An 18,556-nucleotide genomic window follows, 5' to 3' on the forward strand; every position below is an offset into this window, starting at 1 on the left:
TGCCGAAAAAACAAAAGGCGCGCAGATTGCGCGCCTTTTTTCGTCTTTGGGCTACGACCGATCAGGCCAGCGAGCTGTCGATGTTCTTGCACGCCTCGATCAGGCCTTTCACGGCATCGACCGATTTGTCGAAGTTGGTCTTCTCTTCGCCTTCCAGCGTGATGTCGATGACCTTCTCGATGCCGTTCGCGCCGATCACGGTGGGAACGCCGACATAGATGCCGCTTTGACCGTAAGCGCCGTCAACATAGGCAGCGCAGGGCAGAACGCGCTTTTGGTCTTTCAGATAGGCCTCGGCCATTTCGATGCCGCTGGTTGCCGGAGCGTAGTAGGCCGAGCCGGTTTTCAGCAGGCCGACGATCTCGGCGCCGCCATCGCGGGTGCGCTGGACGATGGCGTCCAGTTTTTCCTGCGTGGTCCAGCCCATCTTGACCAGGTCCGGCAGCGGAATGCCCGCAACGGTCGAGTAACGGACCAGCGGAACCATGGTGTCGCCGTGGCCGCCCAGAACGAAGGCAGTCACGTCCTTCATCGAGACGCCGAATTCCAGCGACAGGAAGTGGCGGAAGCGGGCGCTGTCCAGCACACCAGCCATGCCGCAGACCTTGTTCGCGGGCAGGCCCGAGAATTTCTGCAGCGCCCAGACCATCGCGTCCAGCGGGTTGGTGATGCAGATGACGAAAGCGTCGGGGGCGTATTTGGCGATGCCTTCGCCAACCGATTTCATGACCTTGAGGTTGATGCCCAGAAGATCGTCACGGCTCATGCCCGGCTTGCGTGGAACGCCTGCGGTCACGATGCAGACATCTGCACCGGCGATATCGGCATAGTCATTGGCACCTTTCAGCGCGGCGTCGAAACCTTCCGACGGACCCGACTGTGCAATGTCCAGCGCCTTGCCCTGCGGCGTCCCTTCGGCGATGTCGAACAGGATCACGTCGCCCAGTTCCTTCATCGCGGCCAGATGCGCGAGCGTGCCACCGATCTGTCCCGCACCGATAAGTGCGATCTTGGGTCGGGCCATGGTTAACCTCCGATATGGTTGGTTTGGGTTGGCGGTTGGTTAAGCCTTGGCGCAAGAAACCGCAAGATGCTGCGGCGGGCGCGCATCTTGATTGCCCTAACACTTGCCAATCCGCCGTGCCGGGTGCATGTCGTGCAAATCTTGACCGGAGGCGACATGCTTGATTTGACCACCGAAGGCTGGATTCTTGCGATCATTGCCTCGATTGCCGTCGGACTTGCCAAGGGCGGTCTGGCGATGGTGGCGATGATCGCCGTGCCGGTCCTGTCGCTGGTGATGTCGCCGGTTCAGGCGGCGGGGCTGATGCTGCCGGTCTATGTTGCCTCGGATGTCGGTGGGCTGATCGCGTTCCGCCATCACTTCGACATCGGCGTGCTGAAGACCGCGTTGCCGGGCGCGATTCTGGGCATCGGTGTCGGCTGGGCCGGGGCGCATCTGGTGCCGGTCTGGGGTGTCACGCTGATCGTCGGGCTGATCGGGCTGATCTTTTCGCTGAACGCACTGATCCGTCCCGATCCGGGAAAGGTGACGCGCAAACCCTCGATCCGGCGCGGCAGTTTCTGGGGATTTCTGGCGGGCTATACCAGCTTTGTCAGCCATGCGGGCGCACCTCCGTGGCAGGTCTATGTCCAGCCGCTTCGGATGCCCGCGCTGATCTTTGCTGGCACGACGACGTGGTTCTTTGCCATCTGCAACTGGATCAAACTGATCCCCTATGCCGCGCTTGGCCAGTTGTCGCCCGCCGCATTGACGACAGCGGCGGTGCTAACGCCGGTATCGCTGGCTTCTGTCTGGGTCGGTCTGCGGCTGGTGAAGATCATGCCCGAGAAGCTGTTCTATCAGTTCATTACCTGGGGCCTGCTGTTGGTGTCGCTGCGCCTGATCTGGCAGGCGCTTGGCGGTTGATGCTGCATCGCGGCAAATTTACGCTTGCCAAATCTGACGCATGAAGCCAAATTCCCGCAAGATTATTGCGAGGAGAATTCCATGTCGCATCCCTACCGCTCGGTCCTTTACATTCCCGCCGCCAATGCCCGGGCTATGGAGAAGGCGCGGGACCTGCCCGCCGACGCGATCATTTTTGATCTCGAGGATGCGGTCGCGCCGGATGAAAAGATCGCGGCGCGCGCGGCTTTGGCGGTGGCGCTGGCGAGTGATTACGGCGCGCGGGTCAGGATTGTGCGGATCAACGGCTTTGCGACGGAATGGGGGCAGGACGACGCCCGGTTCTGTGCCGAGGCGCTTGCCGGGAGGGCCGACGCCGTCCTGATTCCTAAAGTGGACAGCGCGGCGGATCTGGACCGTGTCGCGGCACTGATCCCCGACACGCCGCTGTGGGCGATGATTGAGACGCCGCTGGGCATGCTGAACGCCGCTGGCATCGCAGCGCATCCCCGGCTTCTGGGTATGGTCATGGGCACCAACGATCTTGCGAAAGAGCTGAACAGCCGCTTCCGCCCCGACCGTCTGCCGATGCAGGCGGGGTTGGGCCTGTGCCTGCTGGCGGCAAAGGCGCATGGCAAGGTGATCGTTGATGGGGTGTTCAACGCCTTCAAGGATGACGACGGCCTGCGCGCGGAATGCGAACAGGGGCGTGATATGGGATTTGACGGCAAGACGCTGATCCATCCGGCGCAGCTTGCCATTGCCAACAAGGCCTTTGCCCCGACCGAGGCCGAGATCGACCTTGCCCGCCGTCAGATCGCCGCATTCGATGCCGCCAAGGCCGAAGGAAAAGGCGTCGCCGTGGTAGATGGCAAGATCGTCGAGAACCTTCATGTCGATACCGCTCGCCTGACCTTGGCGCGGGCCGAAGCGATTGCGGAACTGGCTGGATAAGGGCAGGGTGCGCCGGTGACTTACGGAAAGACATCCAGCGAAAGGAAGCCAGATGTTGATGCTTATCATCGGTGTAGCCCTGTGGTGGGGGGCGCATCTCTTCAAGCGGGTGGTGCCCGAGCGCCGGGCGGAAATGGGCAATCGCGGGCGCGGTCTGGTGACGGGTGTGCTGCTTTTGTCCATCGGCATGATGATCTTCGGGTATCGGTCGAGCTATGGGCCGGTCTGGTGGGACAGGTCCGCTGCGACGACCGGGATCAACAACCTGCTGGTGTTGGCGGCCTTCTATCTTTTCGCGGCGGACGGGATGAAGACACGCGTCACCGCCTGGCTGCGGCATCCGCAACTGACGGCATTCTCGCTCTGGGCTGCGGCGCATCTTTTGGTGAATGGCGATCTGCCATCCATCATCCTGTTCGGCGGTCTGCTGATCTGGGCGCTGGCCGAGATGGTGATCCTGAACCGTGCGACGACTTGGGTGCGGCCTGGCGGGCCGTTCCCGGCGAAAAAGGAATTCATGGCCGCCGTTGGTGCGGTCGTTGTGATGCTGATCGTGGGCCTGATCCACGGCTGGCTGGGCTATTGGCCATTCGGAGGATGAATTGACCCTGATCTATCGCTGCATTTCCGAGGATGACACCTCGCAATTCTGTCACCGCGTCAGCGAGGCCCTGTCGAAGGGCTGGTCGCTGCATGGTAGCCCCTCGATGGCGTTCGATCCGTTGAAGGGCGTCATGCGCATGGCGCAGGCCATCACCAAGGAGATCGAGGCGGAATATCACCCCGAGATGAAACTGGGCCAGCAATGACCAAGACCAACCCGGGTCGCTTCTTCGAGGATTACCATGTCGGACAGGTGATCCGTCATGCCGTGCCGCGCACGGTGGCCGAAGGGGAAAGGGCGCTTTATCACGCGCTCTATCCACAGCGGTTCGCGCTGTATTCATCAGACGAATTCGCGGCGGATTCCGGGTTGGACAGCAGCCCTCTGGACGATCTGATTGCCTTCCATGTGGTCTTTGGCAAGACCGTCCCCGATATCAGCCTGAACGCCGTCGCCAATCTTGGCTATGCCGAGGGGCGCTGGCTGGCGCCGGTCTGGCCGGGCGATACGCTGCGCGCGGAATCCGAGGTGATCGGGCTGAAACAGAACTCAAACGGTGAAAGCGGCGTCGTCTGGGTCAGGACGCGCGGGCTGAACCAGATGGGGCAGGTGGTGCTGGAATATGTCCGGTGGGTGATGGTTCGCAAGCGCGACCGCGACGCGCCCGCCCCGGAAACGGTGGTGCCGAAGCTGGAAACCGTTGTCGATCCCGCCGATCTGGTGGTGCCGGAAGGGCTGAATTTTGTCGAATATGACGATGAGCTTGCGGGCGAAAGCCACCGTCTTGGCGACTACAAGATCGGCGAGAAAATCGACCATATCGATGGCGTCACCGTCGAGGAGGCCGAGCATATGCTGGCCACGCGCCTGTGGCAGAACACCGCCAAGGTGCATTTCGACGCAACCAACCGTGCAGATGGCAAGCGGCTGATCTATGGCGGCCATGTCATCAGCCTTGCGCGCGCGCTGTCCTTCAACGGGCTTGCCAATGCGCAGATGATGGTGGCGCTGAACGCGGGCGCCCATACCAATCCCTGTTTCGCGGGCGATACCGTCCGCGCATGGTCCGAGGTGCTGGACAAGGCCGAAACCGATGCGCCGGGCGTCGGTGCGATCCGGCTGCGGCTGGTGGCGACCAAGGGCGACAGTGCCGATTTTGCTCTGAGAGGTGAGGACGGGCGGTATCTGCCCGAGGTGCTGCTGGATCTGGACTATTGGGCGCTGATGCCCGTCTGATGCGTGGTCTGACGCTGATCTTTGCGGGCCTTGGCCTGTTGACGCTGCTGGCAAGCTACGGCGGCGCGCTGCATCCGGCGGGGGATTCGATGGCCGTGTTCCGCCCGGTCTGGGCGGCGATACTGATCCTTTCCGGGTTGCTGCTGAAAGGGTGGTTGAGGCTTGCTGCGCTGGCAGCCGGGCTGGTGGCTTTGTTGCCTATCCTGTGGATGATGCGCCCGGTGACAGAGCCTGACGGCGGTGTGCTGGTCTATCAGAAAAACCTGCTTTTCACCTTGCGCGATCCTGCGGCGATTATTGACGATCTGCGGCAGAGCGGGGCCGATATCGTCCTGCTGCAAGAAGTGAGCGAACGAAACCTGTCGGTGCCGCAGGCGCTTCGCGACAGCCATCCCTATCAACTGATCTGCCCGGCGCATAATGTGGGCGCGGTTGCAATCCTGTCGCGCTGGCCCTTCGGTCCCGAACCCTATTGCCGGGAAGGCAGCGGTTTCGCATGGGCCGCTGTCGAGACGCCCTCTGGCCCGATCAGCGCAGCCGTGTTGCATCTGCATTGGCCGTGGCCTTTCGGACAGGCGGCTCAGGTCCAAAGGCTGCTGCTCGATCTGCAGATGGTCCCGCAGCCGGTCATTCTGGGGGGCGATCTGAACATGGTATCTTGGAGCGATAGCGTGTCGTCGATCACGGCGGCGACAGGAACCGTTCGCGTCGGTCCTTTGCGGCCAACCTTCATTTTGAAGCGTGTCTATCCGATGGCTATCGACCACATCCTTGCGCCCAAAGGCTGGCGGTCGAAGGCGGTCATGCGCGATCCGCTGCTATCCGATCATCGGGGCATCCTGGCCCGGATCGTGCCGGAATGAGTGCGGTCATTTATCCTCACGCGCGAAAATCATCGCTGAAATCCGAGTGTTTCGGTCGTCTGAAATGCGCGACTCACCATCTTCGGATTCGCCCTTTCGGGGAAGATTTCCCTATAAACACGGGTGATTGCGCTAACCGCGCTGCATTGCAGCATCGTGAGGCGGCAATTGTGATCGCGGCCCTGCCGAAGATCGTGATCACACTTTGCTTTTGCGTGATCACAAAACCTGAAATCCACGCTTTTTCGGTCGGGGGTCTGGCATCTTCGGATGACAGGTGCCACAAATACCGACAGAACACGCGCCAAATCGCCAGCCCACGCGGCAAGCAAGCAGTCTGCGTCGGGTCGGGCCAGAACCGACAAAGGAGCGCCGCATCATGGCCGATGTGAACCGGGGTAACCGGCCGCTTTCACCGCATATTCAGGTTTATCGCATGCCGATCGCTGCGATTACCTCGATCCTGACGCGCATTACCGGGCATGCTCTGGTCGCGGGTATTTTGCTGCTGGTCTGGTGGCTTGTCGCCGCCGTCTCCAGCCCCGGCGCCTTTGCGGTGGCGGATTGGGTGGTGCGGTCATGGATCGGCTTCATCGTGCTGACCGGCTCGGCATGGGCGCTGTGGTATCACACGCTGGCTGGCATCCGGCACCTGTTCTACGACGCGGGCATCGGGCTTGAGATCGATCAGGCGATCAAATCAAGCTGGGCGCTCATCATCGGGTCGGTGGTGCTGACGCTGCTGACGCTCATCATCTTTTTCGTGGCATAGGGCGAGGGCAGGCACATGCGTTACATCACCCCGCTTAAAACCGCCGAAGGTCTGGGCTCGGCCCATACCGGCACTTTCCAGCACTGGGCGCTGACCGTCAGCGCCTGCGCGCTGGTCTTGCTGACCCCGGCCTTCCTCTTGGTCGTCGGCTCTGCGATCGGTCTGCCGCAAGAAGGCGTGATCGCCTATTTCGGGCGACCCTATCCGGCACTTGTCACGGCGCTGTTCATCATCGTGGGCATGATCCACTTCATGAAGGGCACCCGCGTCATGATCGACGATTACTTCCAACATACGGCGCGCAAGGTTGCGATCATCTTCTCGGTGATCTTTGGCTGGGCCGTCATCGCGACCGCGGTTTATGCGCTGGTCAAGATGGCTTTCGTCACCCTTGTGATCTGAGGACAAGATGGCTGAACAACACCAAGAACCGCATGTCTCGGATTACGAAATCCATACGCATGATTACGATGTCGTCGTCGTCGGCGCCGGTGGCGCCGGTCTGCGCGCGACCCTTGGCATGGCCGAACAGGGCCTGCGCACTGCCTGTGTGACCAAGGTTTTCCCGACCCGTTCGCATACCGTCGCGGCGCAGGGCGGCATCGCCGCATCGCTGTCGAACATGGGACCGGATAACTGGCAGTGGCATATGTATGACACGGTCAAGGGCTCGGACTGGCTGGGCGATACGGACGCGATGGAATATCTCGCCCGCGAAGCGCCGAAAGCCGTCTATGAGCTGGAACATTACGGCGTTCCGTTCAGCCGCACGGAAGAGGGCAAGATCTATCAGCGTCCCTTTGGCGGCCACACCACCGAATTCGGCGAAGGCCCCCCGGTGCAGCGTACTTGCGCCGCTGCCGACCGGACCGGCCACGCCATTCTGCACACGCTCTATGGCCAGTCGCTGAAGGAAAAGGCCGAATTCTTCATCGAATATTTCGCGCTGGATCTGGTCATCACCGATGGCCGCTGCACCGGCGTCGTCTGCTGGAAACTGGATGACGGCACCATCCATGTGTTCAACGCGAAGATGGTGGTTCTGGCGACCGGCGGCTATGGCCGCGCCTATTTCAGCGCCACCAGCGCCCATACCTGCACCGGCGATGGCGGCGGCATGGTTGCCCGCGCCGGTCTGCCCTTGCAGGATATGGAATTCGTGCAGTTCCACCCGACCGGCATCTATGGCTCGGGCTGCCTGATCACCGAAGGCGCGCGCGGCGAAGGCGGCTATCTGACCAACTCGGAAGGCGAGCGTTTCATGGAACGCTATGCTCCGACCTATAAGGATCTGGCCTCGCGCGATGTGGTTAGCCGCTGCATCACCATCGAAATCCGCGAAGGTCGCGGTGTTGGTCCCGAAAAGGACCACATGTATCTGAACCTGATGCACCTGCCGCCGGAAAGTCTGGCCGAGCGTCTGCCGGGGATTTCGGAATCCGCCAAGATCTTTGCAGGCGTCGATGTCACGCGCGAGCCGATCCCGATCCTGCCGACCGTTCACTATAATATGGGCGGCGTTCCCACGAACTATTGGGGTGAGGTGCTGAACCCGACCGAGGAAACCCCGGACGCGATCTTCCCCGGCCTGATGGCTGTGGGCGAGGCCGGTTGTGCCTCGGTCCATGGGGCGAACCGCCTTGGGTCGAACTCTCTGATCGACCTCGTGGTCTTTGGCCGTGCCGCCGCGATCCGCGCCGGGCAGGTCATCGACCGCGAAAGCGTCGTTCCGGGCACCAATCAGGAAGCCGTGGACAAAATCCTGGCGCGCTTCGACAGCCTGCGCTTTGCCGATGGCAACACGTCCACGGCTGATCTGCGCCTTGAGATGCAAAAGACCATGCAGGCCGATGCCGCCGTCTTCCGCACCGACAAGACCCTGGCCGAAGGCGTCGAGAAGATGGAGGCGATTGCGTCCAAGCTGGATGACCTGAAAGTCACCGATCGCGGGCTGATCTGGAACAGCGATCTGATGGAGACGCTGGAACTAACCAACCTGATGCCCAACGCGCTGGCCACCATCGTCGGCGCCGAGGCCCGCAAGGAAAGCCGTGGCGCGCACGCGCATGAGGACTGGCCCGAGCGGGATGACGCCAACTGGCGCAAGCACTCGCTTGCGTGGGTCGAGGGAAACAAGGTTAAACTGGCTTATCGCCCCGTCCATCTGGATCCCCTGACGAAACAGGAAGATGGCGGAATTGACCTGAAGAAAATAGCTCCGAAGAAGAGGGTTTACTAATGCGTTTCCAGATTTTTGCGGCACTTGGCGTTGCGGCTGTGACCTTGGCGGGTTGTGCGGCACCCTATGGCGGCATGATGGGCCGGCAACCGGCGGTGACGGCTCCTGTGCCGACGACGCCGACCGTGCTTGACGCGGCTTCGCGCGAAGTGGCGCGGAATGTGATCAACCGCGAAATGCAAAGCCGCCTGCCGGGTGCGAATGTCGCCCCCTATACGGATTGCGTGATCAACAACGCCACCACGGCCGAGATGATCGATATTGCGCAAGCCGCACAGTCGGGCGTCGCGGGCACCGCGAACAGCGTGGCGACCATCGTGTCGCGTCCGGCCACGACCCAGTGCATCGCCGCTGCGGCGCAGACGACGGCCTGATCCGTGCGCGGCCTCGCAGGCATCATGCTGACCATGCCGCTGTTGCTGGCGGTTGCTGCCTGCGGTCCGGTCCCGGTCGATCAGGCCGAGCGGATATGCCTGCGCAATGCCGAACTGGCCCAGCGTCCGCGGGGCGAGGTGATCATGGGCGTGGCCGGCGGCTCCGGTTCTACCGGGGCTGTCGGCCGCGTCACGCTGGATATTTCCAGCGACTATCTGGCCGGGCGTGACCCGTCCGATGTGTTCAACCGTTGCGTGGTCAACCGCTCGGGTCAGATGCCGACGCGGGTTCTGGCGGATCAGCCGGGTTGGCGGGGATAAGCCATGGCCACGGCGGGATCAACGAAGGGCAGGGGGCGGAACAAGCGGCGCCTGATCGTCCATCTGGGCGTTCAGAAGACCGGCAGCACCGGGATTCAGCGCCACCTGCACCGCAATGCCGCCGCCCTGGCCGACCGTCTGATCCTGCGCACCCCGGATGAAGGCTCGCCGATGCGGCCTCTTGGCCGTGCCGCCGTGCATTACAGCCTGAAGCCATCCAACGACAGCGCCACCGCTCTGGCCATCGCGTTCGAGGCGGTTCTGGCCGATCTGCCGGGCAATGATCTTCCGGTACTGCTTAGCCACGAAAACCTTGCGGGCGCGATGCCGGGCAATGGGGGTGAGATCGCGCTTTATCCGGCGCTGCCGAACATTTTGCAGATCATCCTGAAATCCGCATCGGGCTTCAGCACCGACTTCGTGGTCTATACCCGGAATATGGCGCGCTGGAAGGCCAGCGTCTGGGCGCAGGCGGTGCGGACCGACGGCTATACCCGGCCCGAAGATCAGTTCCTGAACGAAACCGCTGCCATGCCCGGCTGGGGCGATCTGATGCGTCGCCTGTCCGAAGTCGCAGGCTCTGACCGCGTCACCCGCTTCAAGCTGGAGGACGAGGCGCAGGACGGACATCCGGGCCGTCAGTTGCTGCGCCACGCCGGGCTGGACGATGCCAGCATCGATGCGCTTGAGGCGCTGGACGGTCAGGCGAACCGCCGGCTGAGCCAGTCCTCGACCGAATTTCTGCGCCGCCTGAACGGGATGGCGCTGAACCCTCATGCGCGCGGCAAGGTCGTGGACCTTGTTGCCCGCAACCAACATCTGTTTACGGCCGACGCGCCGTCCGAAGGCACTCTCTGAAAGGAGCACCCAATGGTCCAGTTCACCTTGCCCAAGAACAGCAAGATCCGGGTCGGAAAGACCTGGCCCAAGCCCGAGGGTGCGACGAATGTGCGCAAGTTCAAGATTTACCGTTGGGATCCCGATACCGGTGAAAATCCGCGGCTGGACACCTATTTCATCGATCTGGACAAATGCGGCCCGATGGTTCTGGACGCGCTGATCAAGATCAAGAACGAGATCGACCCGACGCTGACCTTCCGCCGTTCCTGCCGCGAGGGGATTTGCGGTTCCTGCGCGATGAATATCGGCGGCGGCAACCATCTGGCCTGCATCTATGGCATCGATGAGGTGAAGGGCGACATCGCCATCTATCCGCTGCCGCATATGCCGGTGGTCAAGGATCTGGTGCCGGATCTGACGCATTTCTACGCCCAGCATGCCAGCATCAACCCCTATCTGATCACCAAGACGCCCACGCCGGGCAAGGAATGGAAACAGTCGATCGAGGATCGGAAGAAGCTGGACGGGCTTTATGAATGCATCATGTGTGCATCCTGTTCGACCTCTTGCCCCAGCTATTGGTGGAACGGCGACCGCTATCTGGGCCCGGCCGCGCTGCTGGCCGCCTATCGCTGGATCATCGATTCACGCGACGAGGCGACGGGCGAGCGGCTGGACGAGCTTGAGGATCCCTTCAAGCTGTATCGCTGCCACACGATCATGAACTGCACCAATACCTGCCCGAAAGGGCTGAACCCCGCCAAGGCGATTGCCTCGATCAAGCATATGATGGTCGACCGGGTCGTCTGAGGTAAGGTCAGAGGATATTTTGATGAAGAAGAAGGGCCGGGGGTTCGCCTCCGGCCCTTCTTCTTATCCCTCGATCCGGGTGAAATCGGCGATCTGGCGGCCTGCCTCGCGGATGCGCGACAGCAGGTTCAGCCGGTTCCGCCGCAGGACTTGGCTGTCGGTATTCACCTGCACAGCTTCGAAGAACGCATCGATCGGACCGCGCAAAGCCGCGATGGCGGACATGGCGGCGGGGAAATCCTCTGCTGCGACCGCCTGCCGGATCGCCGGTTCGGCGGTGTCCAGCGCGGCGAACAGGGCGCGTTCCTCATCGGTCTCGGCGAATTTCACATCGGCGCCAAAGCTGTATTCGACGCCATCCTTTTCCTCGGCCTGCCCAAGGATATTCCCGGCGCGCTTCAGCCCTTGGGTCAGGTTCTTGCCGTCCTCGGTCTTCAGCATGTCGTTCAGCGCAGTGGCGCGGCTGACCACCAGAACGAGGTCGTCATTGCCGGGCTGCGCCAGAACCGCATCGATGATATCGTGGCGGATGCCTTGGTCGCGGAGATAGACCTTGAGGCGGTCGTGGAGGAAAGAGAGCAGGTCCATTGAGATTTTGATGGCACGATCACTTAGGATGCCTTCATCTCTGTCGCTGGCGAGTTGATCTAGAGCTTTTGAGAGAGATTCAGCTTCAAGACTGAACTTGGCAATCTTCAACTTCAGATCATCTGGAACCGGAATGCTTTTGGCGTACGAAAGAAACTCGTTTTCACGAACGCTTTTACTGACGACATGATCAATGATCGGCTTGAGTGTCATATCGCTTACAGGGAGACTTTTCTCACTTTGCAGAACAAGGCGAATGACCCCCAAAGCCGCCCGCCTAAGCGCAAACGGATCCTTCGACCCCGTGGGCTTCTCATCAATCGCCCAGAACCCGGTCAGCGTGTCGATCTTGTCAGCCAAAGCCACAGCAACAGAGACCGGCGCGGTCGGCACCTCGTCTGAAGGACCAAGCGGCGAATAGTGGTCGCGGGCGGCGTCGGCGACGGCCTCGGGCTTGCCCGCAGCCAGCGCGTAATAGCGGCCCATCGTGCCCTGCAATTCGGGGAACTCGCCCACCATCGCGCTGCGTAGATCCAGCTTGGCGATCCGTGCCGCCTCTTCTGCCTGATTGGGGTCGGCGCCGACCAGCGGCGCGATTTCACGCGCAAGGGCGGCGATGCGGGCGATGCGGTCGGCTTGCGATCCCAGCTTGTTGTGGAAGGTGACGGATTTCAGGCCCTCGGCCCAATGGTCCATCCCGGCCTTCGCCTCGCGCAGGTCGTTTTCATAGAAGAAGGCCGCGTCGGACAGGCGGGCGGCCAGCACGCGCTGGTTCCCGGCAAGGATCGTCGCGCCGTCATCGGGCGTGTCGATATTGGCGATGGTCACGAAACCCTCGATCCGGCCGGTCTTGGGATTGCGGGCCGAGAAGAATTTCTGATGTTCCTTCATCGAGGTTTGCAGCACCTCGGGCGGCAGGTCCAGAAAGCGATCCTCGATCACCCCCATCAGCGGCACGGGCCATTCGACCAGCCCGGCGACCTCGGCCATCAGCCCGTCATCGGGGACGATCTCCCAGCCACGGGCAAAGGCAAGGCTTTCCGCCTCTTGCCGGATCGCCGCTTCACGCTCGGCAGGGTCCAGCATGACACGGGCGCGGCGCAGTTTGGCGGCGTAATCGTCAAAACCCGAGACGGTGAAGGCGTCGGGGGCCATGAAGCGGTGGCCGCGGGTGGTATTGCCGGTGGCGATCCCCTCGATCTCCAGCGGCACCACATTTGCGCCAGCCTCATCGGTCAGGATGCACAGGATCGAATGCAGCGGGCGGACCCAACGCAGATTTCCCGCCCCCCAACGCATTGATTTTGCCCAAGGGAAGTCGCGGATGGTGCGGTCCAGAACCTCGGCCACGATCTCGGCGGCGGCGCGGCCCGGTTTGGTCAGCGTGGCGAACCAGACCTGACCTTTCTTGTCGTCGCGGGCTTCAAGTTGGTCCTTGCTCAACCCGGTCGAGCGCAGAAAACCCTCCAGCGCCGCATCCGGGGCATCGGTGCGCGGGCCTTTGCGTTCCTCGCGGGTGGTGGGGCTATTGGCGCTGAGCCCCTCAATCGTCAGGGTCAGGCGGCGCGGGGTCGAGAACGCCCCGGCAGAGCCATAGGTCAGCCCGGCCTCGACCAGACCATCGGTCATCAGCTTCTTCAGATCCTCGCGGGCGCGGGCCTGCATCCGGGCAGGGATTTCCTCGCTGAAAAGTTCGATCAGCAGATCGGGCATCAGTCCATCACTCCGCGTTCCGGGGTTTTGTCATCATATTGGTGCCAGCCATAGACCCTGCCATCGGGATAGACCGCCAGGATGCGGTCCACGTCGGGCCGGATTTCGGATTGCGCCAGCCAAGCGGTCGCCGCGCCGCTTTCCAGATCGGCACCGATCTGATCGGCGTTGAAGCAATCGAACCAGCGCGGGCCGTAAAGCGGCGTTGCGCCGTCATAGGGCGTGGCATCGGCAGGCAGGGCCGTTTCAAGCCGGGCGCAGATGCGCCAGCGAAGGGGAGAGCTGTCGGCGTCGATCCCCTGAAAGTCCTGGGTTAGCAGAGGCTTGGGGCCGGTCGCAGTCTCGATGCTGATCGATGCGGCGTCAGAGGCGGGGTCGATGCTGTCGTAGAAGTAATATTCCTGCGCATACCAGATGCCGCCACCGACAAGCAGGGCGGGAAGAATGACAGCAATGCCGACAAGTTTGCCGTTCACGCCGCGTTTCCTGCGGCTTCGGTGGTCATGAACAGATCGGCACAGGCCTTGGCCAGCGTCCGCACGCGCCCGATATAGGCCTGCCGTTCGGTGACCGAGATCACGCCGCGCGCGTCGAGCAGGTTGAAGATATGGCTGGCCTTGATGCACTGGTCATAGGCCGGATGCGCCATCGGAATGCGGCGGCCGGCGCTGTCGGTCTCATCCGCGGCAAGGATGCGGGCGCATTCGGCCTCGGCGTCCTTGAAATGCTGAAACAGCATCTCGGTATCGGCCTGATCGAAGTTCCAGCGCGAATATTCCCGTTCGGTCTGGCGAAAGATGTCGCCATAGCTGAGCGGGATCGGGCTGTCCGGGTCGTTGAACGGCATATCCATGACATGCTCGACGCCCAGCACATACATCGCCAGCCGTTCCAGCCCATAGGTCAACTCGCCCGAGACGGGGCGGCAATCATGGCCGCCGACCTGCTGGAAATAGGTGAACTGGCTAACTTCCATGCCGTCGCACCAGACCTCCCAGCCAAGGCCCCAAGCGCCAAGGGTCGGGCTTTCCCAATCATCCTCGACAAAGCGGACATCGTGGATCATCGGGTCAAGGCCGATGGCTTTCAGGCTGCCAAGGTAAAGCTCTTGCAGGTCGGGCGGGCTTGGCTTGATGATCACCTGATACTGGTAATAATGCTGCAGCCGGTTTGGGTTCTCGCCATAGCGGCCATCGGTCGGACGGCGGGACGGCTGGACATAGGCGGCGGCCCATGATTTGCCGCCAAGCGCACGAAGGGTCGTCGCCGGGTGAAAGGTGCCCGCGCCGACCTCCATGTCATAGGGCTGCAAAACGGCACAACCCTGTGCAGCCCAATAATTCTGCAGTCGCAGGATGATTTCCTGAAAGCTGCGGGGTCGGTTGGGGCTGGTCATCCGGGCCGTCCTTTTGCATAGATCGTTCAATGCTTGGCGCCTTCTAGGCCCGGCATCGGACAGGGTCAATAAAGGCCCGGGGGGCAAGGGACCGAAAGGCCCGAAAAGGAGACCGGAATGCGGCGTTTGGCGATTGTGGTTGTGACGACGGGTCTGGCGGCTGTGATGCCGATGGTGGGGATGGCGCAGGACGCCTTGATCCGGATCGAGGCGAAGCGCGGTATCGGCTCCGCGACCGAGGCTGCCGAGAGTTGGGGTCAGCGTTTCGACGACGTGGTGACCTTCGATCTGACGCGGGATTGGGTCGCCATCGGACTTGGTCCGCTGGACCGTGCCGAGGCCGACAGCCGCCTGTCGCAGTTGAAGCGCGCAGGCGAGGTGCCGGCAGACAGTTTTGTGGTCGAATATGAGGATGGCATGAACCTGCGCCGTATCTCGGCCTCGGGTGAGGGCGCTGCCACGGCGGCGCCTGACGCAGTCGCAGACGATGCCGTTGCTGCGGCGGAACCCGTTGTCGCACCAGTGCCGCCCGGCCAGTTCATCCGCCTGCAGACGCTGCGCGATGAGACAGAGGCGAAGGCAGCGTTGACCACATGGCGCGAGACCTTTGAGGGTGCAGGCCTGTGGCGCGATGCGGATGGGTTGTTCGCCGTTACGCTTGGGCCGGTTTCGGACGAGGCTGCCGCGGCATGGGTGCCGGTGTTGAAACGCGCGGATGTCCTGCCGGGCGACGCTTTCGTCTCTGGCGCTGAAGGGCTGGGCCAGCAGATTGAAGAAGGCGCGGCACCCGATCTGGCCGCGCCTCCGGCGACGCCCTTACCGATGCCGCCTTTAGAAGAGGTGCAAAGCGCCCTGCGGTGGGCCGGACTTTATCCCGGAGACATCGACGGGAAGGACGGCCCACGCACGCAGGCGGGGATTGCCGCGCAGATTGCCACGGGCCGCGCGTCCACCGATCCCGGCACCGCGATTGCCGATCTGATCGCCAGCCGGGCGAAATGGCGGGAAGATTTTGGCCTGACCACGCTGCATGACCAACCGACAAGCCTGTCGGTCACCGCGCCGATGCATCTTCTTGAATTCGACCGAACCGAGCGGGCTTTGTCGATCTATGGCCCCAAGGACGGTTCCGGTGTGGCGATGATCCTGTTCAGCCAGCAGGGCGGCCAGCAGGAATTGCTTGATCTTTCGGGGCTTGTTACCGCGCTTGGCTGGGTGCCGAAGCCGGAACGCTCGATCCAGAACGGGCATGTCGTGCTGCAAGGCCGGAACGATGCTCATATCGGCCGGGCCGAAGGCTGGGTCCGTGATGGCTTCGCTGAAGGATACGTTCTGATCTGGCCTGCCGCAGATGCCGAAGATCAGGCGCGTATGGCCGCCGAGATGTCGGACAGCCTGAAACGCGATCAGCAACCGGCCAATGCCGAAGCCGGGCAGCCTTCTCCGGCGCAGGACAGCGGTATTCCGGGCCTCACGCAGCCGTAGCCTGCGAAGGTCTGGCGCAGAGCGTCTTCAGATTGCGACCGACAGGATCAGCAGCAGGACCGCCGACAGGATGATCGTGCGGCGATAGATATGCAGGCCCCGTTCAATGTCCTTTGGGCCCGGATCGGGTGCCGATCCGTTGACCCAAGGCTCCTCTGCGATCTTGTCGCCATAAAGCCGTGGACCGGACAGTCGGATATGCAACGCCCCGGCCATTGCCGCTTCGGGCCAGCCTGCATTGGGCGAGCGATGCTTGCCCGCATCCGCGCGCATCACCTGAAACGCTTCCTGTGCCCGCCCCGAGACACAGGCGATCAGCAGCCCGGTCAGCCGCGCCGGAAGCCAGTTCGCCACGTCATCCAGCCGCGCGGCGAACTTGCCGAAGGACTCGTAGCGTGCGTTCCGGTGGCCGATCATCGAATCCAGCGTGTTGATCGCCTTATAGGCGGCGATACCCGGCAGTCCCGCGATTGCGGCCCAAAACAGCGGCGCGATCACCCCGTCCGAACTGTTCTCGGCCAGGCTCTCGATTGAAGCGCGCGACAAGGCGGCTTCATCGGCTTGCCGCACATCGCGCCCGACGATCATCGCGGTCGCTCGCCTTGCCGCGGCCAGATCACCCACCAGCAGTGGCTGCGCCACTGCTCGGACATGGTCGTGCAATGACCGAAAGGCGATAAGCGGCCAGGCCAGCATTCCGGCCAGCACCGGCCCCAGCAATGCCTGCAACGCCAAAGCCGGGATCAGCGCCGCCGCGATCACGATCAGGCTTGTCGCCACCCCCTTCGCAAAGCGGTTCGGGCCGTTGTTCAGGCGCGTCTCCAACAGCGTGATCAGGTGCCCCAACCACGTGACCGGATGCCCGATCCGCTGATAAAGCCGGTCCGGCCAGCCAATCGCCGCGTCGACCAGCAGCGCGATCAGCGCCGTCAAGGCCATCATGGGGCGGTCACGTTCACCGCCTCGACCGACCAATCGTCGCCCTGCCGGTGCAGAATGGTCAGCGACAGCGGCGCCACGCTGAAGGACAGGGCGGCGTGGCCTACGACCAGCGACAGGGCGGCGCGGATCACACCTGCATGGCAGACGATCAGGGTATCGCTTTGCAAACGCTCGATCTCGGGGTGGACGCGGGCGGCGAGATCCTCGAAACTTTCGCCGCCGTCCGGGCGGTGGCGGGCAAGCGCTGCGCTGTCCAGCCGTCCGAGATCCGGCAGATCCGCGTAGGCCAACCCCTCCCACGCGCCATAATGCTGCTCCCACAGGGCTTCGCGTGTCACATCCGGTGACAAGCCAAGTGCCGTTGCGGTTTGCAGACAACGCCGCGCCGGGCTGGAAATGACCTGCTCGATCCCGCCAATGCGGTCGCGCATCCATGCAAGGGAGGCGTGATCCGTCAGATCGGCATCAACTTCGGTCCGGCCCGCCAGCCTGCCGCCGGTCAGCGGTGGGGCGTGGCGCAGAAGGAGTATTCGGGTCACTTGATGCCTCCACCTGCGAAACATTGCCGCTGAAACTGCCGCCCGCAGCCGGAAATCGCAAGCAGGCTCGGCGCACCGTGGCGGGTCACGCAAATATCCGATACTTTTGTGCAATCATGTCCGTCAGAGGAGGGGCGTCATGTCACAGACGCGCGTTGCATTGATCACTGCTGGCGGCTCCGGCATGGGGGCCGCGACGGCGCGACGGCTGGCACAGGACGGCTATCGCGTGGCGATCCTGTCATCCTCCGGCAAGGGCGAGGCGCTGGCGGAAGAGCTGGGCGGCGTGGGCGTCACCGGATCGAACCAGAATGTCGATGACATCAGGAAACTAGTCGATCTTGCCATGCAGAAATGGGGGCGTATCGATGCGCTGGTGAATTCAGCGGGGCATGGACCGCGCGCACCGATTCTCGAACTCAGCGATGAGGACTGGCATCGCGGCATGGACGTTTATTTTCTCAGCGCCGTTCGTCCGATGCGTCTGGTCTCACCGATCATGCAGGCGCAAGGCGGAGGTGCGATCGTCAATATCTCAAGCGCCTGGGCGTTCGAGCCTGACAAGACCTTCCCGACATCGGCGGTCTTTCGGGCCGGGCTTGCCAGTTTTGCCAAGATCGTGGCCGATGCCTATGCGGCGCAGAGCATTCGCGTCAACAATGTCCTGCCCGGCTGGATCGACAGCCTTCCGGGGACGGAAGAACGGCGCGAGACCGTGCCGATGAACCGCTATGGCAGAGCCGAGGAAATCGCGGGCACGGTCGCATTCCTGTTGTCGCCGGATGCGGGTTACATCACCGGCCAGAACATCCGCGTCGATGGTGGGCTGACCCGCTCGATCTAGGTTCGCCTTCGCCTCGTCTCCACGAAGAATCACCGGACGATGCGCGTCGTGGCGTGGTAATCTGCGGTCATTCTCGACTCCAAGACTGCCGATTCGCATTTCAGCTTCGAGACGGCCATGGAAGTAT

At 62.6% G+C, this 18,556-nt stretch carries 21 protein-coding genes; 15 read left to right on the plus strand and 6 right to left on the minus strand.

The genetic code is table 11. From position 1 onward, the window contains the following. Nucleotides 1-61: 61 nt before the first annotated feature. Nucleotides 62-1,024 carry a malate dehydrogenase gene (gene mdh, locus JJJ17_RS02870; protein ID WP_200683636.1) on the minus strand — a complete coding sequence of 321 codons (963 nt, stop codon included), beginning with the start codon at nt 1,022-1,024 and terminating at the stop codon, nt 62-64. A 156-nt stretch (nt 1,025-1,180) separates the two neighbouring features. Here mdh and JJJ17_RS02875 point away from each other — a divergent pair, with 156 nt between their 5' ends. The 13 genes from JJJ17_RS02875 to JJJ17_RS02935 all read left to right on the plus strand — a co-directional run bounded on the left by JJJ17_RS02875 (nt 1,181) and on the right by JJJ17_RS02935 (nt 10,922). Continuing rightward, nucleotides 1,181-1,930 (plus strand): sulfite exporter TauE/SafE family protein, encoded by a 750-nt coding sequence (locus tag JJJ17_RS02875; protein WP_200683638.1) that lies wholly within the window; start codon nt 1,181-1,183, stop codon nt 1,928-1,930. 81 nt (nt 1,931-2,011) lie between these two features. Beyond that, a complete protein-coding gene (locus JJJ17_RS02880; protein ID WP_200683640.1) occupies nt 2,012-2,863 on the plus strand; it encodes an HpcH/HpaI aldolase/citrate lyase family protein in 852 nt (283 codons plus the stop codon). Between the two features lie 52 nt (nt 2,864-2,915). Beyond that, nucleotides 2,916-3,464: an NnrU family protein gene (locus tag JJJ17_RS02885; RefSeq protein ID WP_200683641.1), complete on the plus strand. Its 549-nt coding sequence runs from the start codon at nt 2,916-2,918 to the stop codon at nt 3,462-3,464. A gap of 1 nt (nt 3,465) precedes the next feature. Next, entirely contained in the window at nt 3,466-3,672 is a 207-nt protein-coding gene (locus JJJ17_RS02890) for a DUF1737 domain-containing protein (RefSeq protein WP_200683642.1), read from the plus strand. Continuing rightward, a complete protein-coding gene (locus tag JJJ17_RS02895) occupies nt 3,669-4,703 on the plus strand; it encodes a MaoC family dehydratase (protein ID WP_200683643.1) in 1,035 nt (344 codons plus the stop codon). The genes JJJ17_RS02890 and JJJ17_RS02895 overlap by 4 nt, the downstream gene beginning before the upstream one ends. Then, on the plus strand, nt 4,703-5,566 hold the full coding sequence (locus JJJ17_RS02900) for an endonuclease/exonuclease/phosphatase family protein (protein WP_200683644.1): 864 nt from the start codon (nt 4,703-4,705) through the stop codon (nt 5,564-5,566). The genes JJJ17_RS02895 and JJJ17_RS02900 overlap by 1 nt, the downstream gene beginning before the upstream one ends. 379 nt (nt 5,567-5,945) lie before the next feature. Further along, nucleotides 5,946-6,338, plus strand: coding sequence for a succinate dehydrogenase, cytochrome b556 subunit (gene sdhC, locus JJJ17_RS02905; RefSeq protein WP_200683645.1), 393 nt, complete (start codon nt 5,946-5,948; stop codon nt 6,336-6,338). Between the two features lie 15 nt (nt 6,339-6,353). Beyond that, entirely contained in the window at nt 6,354-6,740 is a 387-nt protein-coding gene (locus JJJ17_RS02910) for a succinate dehydrogenase, hydrophobic membrane anchor protein (RefSeq protein WP_200683646.1), read from the plus strand. A gap of 7 nt (nt 6,741-6,747) precedes the next feature. Further along, nucleotides 6,748-8,577, plus strand: a complete 1,830-nt coding sequence (sdhA, locus tag JJJ17_RS02915) for a succinate dehydrogenase flavoprotein subunit (RefSeq protein WP_200683648.1) — start codon at nt 6,748-6,750, stop codon at nt 8,575-8,577. Continuing rightward, the gene (locus tag JJJ17_RS02920) at nt 8,577-8,951 is read left to right on the plus strand and encodes a hypothetical protein (RefSeq protein WP_200683650.1); all 375 of its coding nucleotides are present in this window, start codon (nt 8,577-8,579) and stop codon (nt 8,949-8,951) included. The genes sdhA and JJJ17_RS02920 overlap by 1 nt, the downstream gene beginning before the upstream one ends. A gap of 3 nt (nt 8,952-8,954) precedes the next feature. Further along, the gene (locus JJJ17_RS02925; RefSeq protein ID WP_325168755.1) at nt 8,955-9,272 is read left to right on the plus strand and encodes a hypothetical protein; all 318 of its coding nucleotides are present in this window, start codon (nt 8,955-8,957) and stop codon (nt 9,270-9,272) included. A 3-nt stretch (nt 9,273-9,275) separates the two neighbouring features. After that, the gene (locus JJJ17_RS02930) at nt 9,276-10,130 is read left to right on the plus strand and encodes a hypothetical protein (protein ID WP_200683652.1); all 855 of its coding nucleotides are present in this window, start codon (nt 9,276-9,278) and stop codon (nt 10,128-10,130) included. A gap of 12 nt (nt 10,131-10,142) precedes the next feature. Then, nucleotides 10,143-10,922, plus strand: a complete 780-nt coding sequence (locus tag JJJ17_RS02935; RefSeq protein ID WP_200683654.1) for a succinate dehydrogenase iron-sulfur subunit — start codon at nt 10,143-10,145, stop codon at nt 10,920-10,922. Between the two features lie 63 nt (nt 10,923-10,985). Here JJJ17_RS02935 and glyS read toward each other — a convergent pair whose 3' ends face one another. The 3 genes from glyS to JJJ17_RS02950 are packed head-to-tail and all read right to left on the minus strand — an operon-like array spanning nt 10,986 to nt 14,619. Continuing rightward, the gene (glyS, locus tag JJJ17_RS02940; RefSeq protein ID WP_200683656.1) at nt 10,986-13,223 is read right to left on the minus strand and encodes a glycine--tRNA ligase subunit beta; all 2,238 of its coding nucleotides are present in this window, start codon (nt 13,221-13,223) and stop codon (nt 10,986-10,988) included. After that, nucleotides 13,223-13,699 carry a DUF6446 family protein gene (locus JJJ17_RS02945; RefSeq protein ID WP_200683657.1) on the minus strand — a complete coding sequence of 159 codons (477 nt, stop codon included), beginning with the start codon at nt 13,697-13,699 and terminating at the stop codon, nt 13,223-13,225. The genes glyS and JJJ17_RS02945 overlap by 1 nt, the downstream gene beginning before the upstream one ends. Next, nucleotides 13,696-14,619: a glycine--tRNA ligase subunit alpha gene (locus tag JJJ17_RS02950; RefSeq protein WP_200683658.1), complete on the minus strand. Its 924-nt coding sequence runs from the start codon at nt 14,617-14,619 to the stop codon at nt 13,696-13,698. The genes JJJ17_RS02945 and JJJ17_RS02950 overlap by 4 nt, the downstream gene beginning before the upstream one ends. 117 nt (nt 14,620-14,736) lie before the next feature. Here JJJ17_RS02950 and JJJ17_RS02955 point away from each other — a divergent pair, with 117 nt between their 5' ends. After that, a complete protein-coding gene (locus JJJ17_RS02955) occupies nt 14,737-16,104 on the plus strand; it encodes a peptidoglycan-binding domain-containing protein (protein WP_234463847.1) in 1,368 nt (455 codons plus the stop codon). Nucleotides 16,105-16,131: 27 nt separating this feature from the next. Here JJJ17_RS02955 and cbiB read toward each other — a convergent pair whose 3' ends face one another. Both cbiB and JJJ17_RS02965 read right to left on the minus strand, forming a co-directional pair. Next, on the minus strand, nt 16,132-17,046 hold the full coding sequence (cbiB, locus tag JJJ17_RS02960) for an adenosylcobinamide-phosphate synthase CbiB (protein WP_200683659.1): 915 nt from the start codon (nt 17,044-17,046) through the stop codon (nt 16,132-16,134). Continuing rightward, on the minus strand, nt 17,043-17,585 hold the full coding sequence (locus tag JJJ17_RS02965) for a histidine phosphatase family protein (protein WP_325168756.1): 543 nt from the start codon (nt 17,583-17,585) through the stop codon (nt 17,043-17,045). Before JJJ17_RS02965 ends, cbiB begins: the two co-directional genes overlap by 4 nt. Nucleotides 17,586-17,724: 139 nt before the next feature. On the opposite strand from JJJ17_RS02965, the gene JJJ17_RS02970 reads away from it, so the two are divergent. Then, nucleotides 17,725-18,429, plus strand: coding sequence for an SDR family oxidoreductase (locus JJJ17_RS02970; protein ID WP_200683661.1), 705 nt, complete (start codon nt 17,725-17,727; stop codon nt 18,427-18,429). Nucleotides 18,430-18,556: the final 127 nt, after the last annotated feature.

This window comes from Paracoccus caeni, from assembly GCF_016629665.1.
In the GTDB taxonomy this organism is placed as follows: domain Bacteria; phylum Pseudomonadota; class Alphaproteobacteria; order Rhodobacterales; family Rhodobacteraceae; genus Paracoccus; species Paracoccus caeni.

Bases quoted from the DNA above. Each gene is read 5' to 3' on its own strand.
- mdh (WP_200683636.1), bottom strand. From the start codon at position 1,024: ATGGCCCGACCCAAGATCGCACTTATCGGTGCGGGACAGATCGGTGGC.
- JJJ17_RS02875 (WP_200683638.1), top strand. From the start codon at position 1,181: ATGCTTGATTTGACCACCGAAGGCTGGATTCTTGCGATCATTGCCTCG.
- JJJ17_RS02880 (WP_200683640.1), top strand. From the start codon at position 2,012: ATGTCGCATCCCTACCGCTCGGTCCTTTACATTCCCGCCGCCAATGCC.
- JJJ17_RS02885 (WP_200683641.1), top strand. From the start codon at position 2,916: ATGTTGATGCTTATCATCGGTGTAGCCCTGTGGTGGGGGGCGCATCTC.
- JJJ17_RS02895 (WP_200683643.1), top strand. From the start codon at position 3,669: ATGACCAAGACCAACCCGGGTCGCTTCTTCGAGGATTACCATGTCGGA.
- JJJ17_RS02900 (WP_200683644.1), top strand. From the start codon at position 4,703: ATGCGTGGTCTGACGCTGATCTTTGCGGGCCTTGGCCTGTTGACGCTG.
- sdhC (WP_200683645.1), top strand. From the start codon at position 5,946: ATGGCCGATGTGAACCGGGGTAACCGGCCGCTTTCACCGCATATTCAG.
- JJJ17_RS02910 (WP_200683646.1), top strand. From the start codon at position 6,354: ATGCGTTACATCACCCCGCTTAAAACCGCCGAAGGTCTGGGCTCGGCC.
- sdhA (WP_200683648.1), top strand. From the start codon at position 6,748: ATGGCTGAACAACACCAAGAACCGCATGTCTCGGATTACGAAATCCAT.
- JJJ17_RS02920 (WP_200683650.1), top strand. From the start codon at position 8,577: ATGCGTTTCCAGATTTTTGCGGCACTTGGCGTTGCGGCTGTGACCTTG.
- JJJ17_RS02930 (WP_200683652.1), top strand. From the start codon at position 9,276: ATGGCCACGGCGGGATCAACGAAGGGCAGGGGGCGGAACAAGCGGCGC.
- JJJ17_RS02935 (WP_200683654.1), top strand. From the start codon at position 10,143: ATGGTCCAGTTCACCTTGCCCAAGAACAGCAAGATCCGGGTCGGAAAG.
- glyS (WP_200683656.1), bottom strand. From the start codon at position 13,223: ATGCCCGATCTGCTGATCGAACTTTTCAGCGAGGAAATCCCTGCCCGG.
- JJJ17_RS02950 (WP_200683658.1), bottom strand. From the start codon at position 14,619: ATGACCAGCCCCAACCGACCCCGCAGCTTTCAGGAAATCATCCTGCGA.
- JJJ17_RS02955 (WP_234463847.1), top strand. From the start codon at position 14,737: ATGCGGCGTTTGGCGATTGTGGTTGTGACGACGGGTCTGGCGGCTGTG.
- cbiB (WP_200683659.1), bottom strand. From the start codon at position 17,046: ATGATGGCCTTGACGGCGCTGATCGCGCTGCTGGTCGACGCGGCGATT.
- JJJ17_RS02970 (WP_200683661.1), top strand. From the start codon at position 17,725: ATGTCACAGACGCGCGTTGCATTGATCACTGCTGGCGGCTCCGGCATG.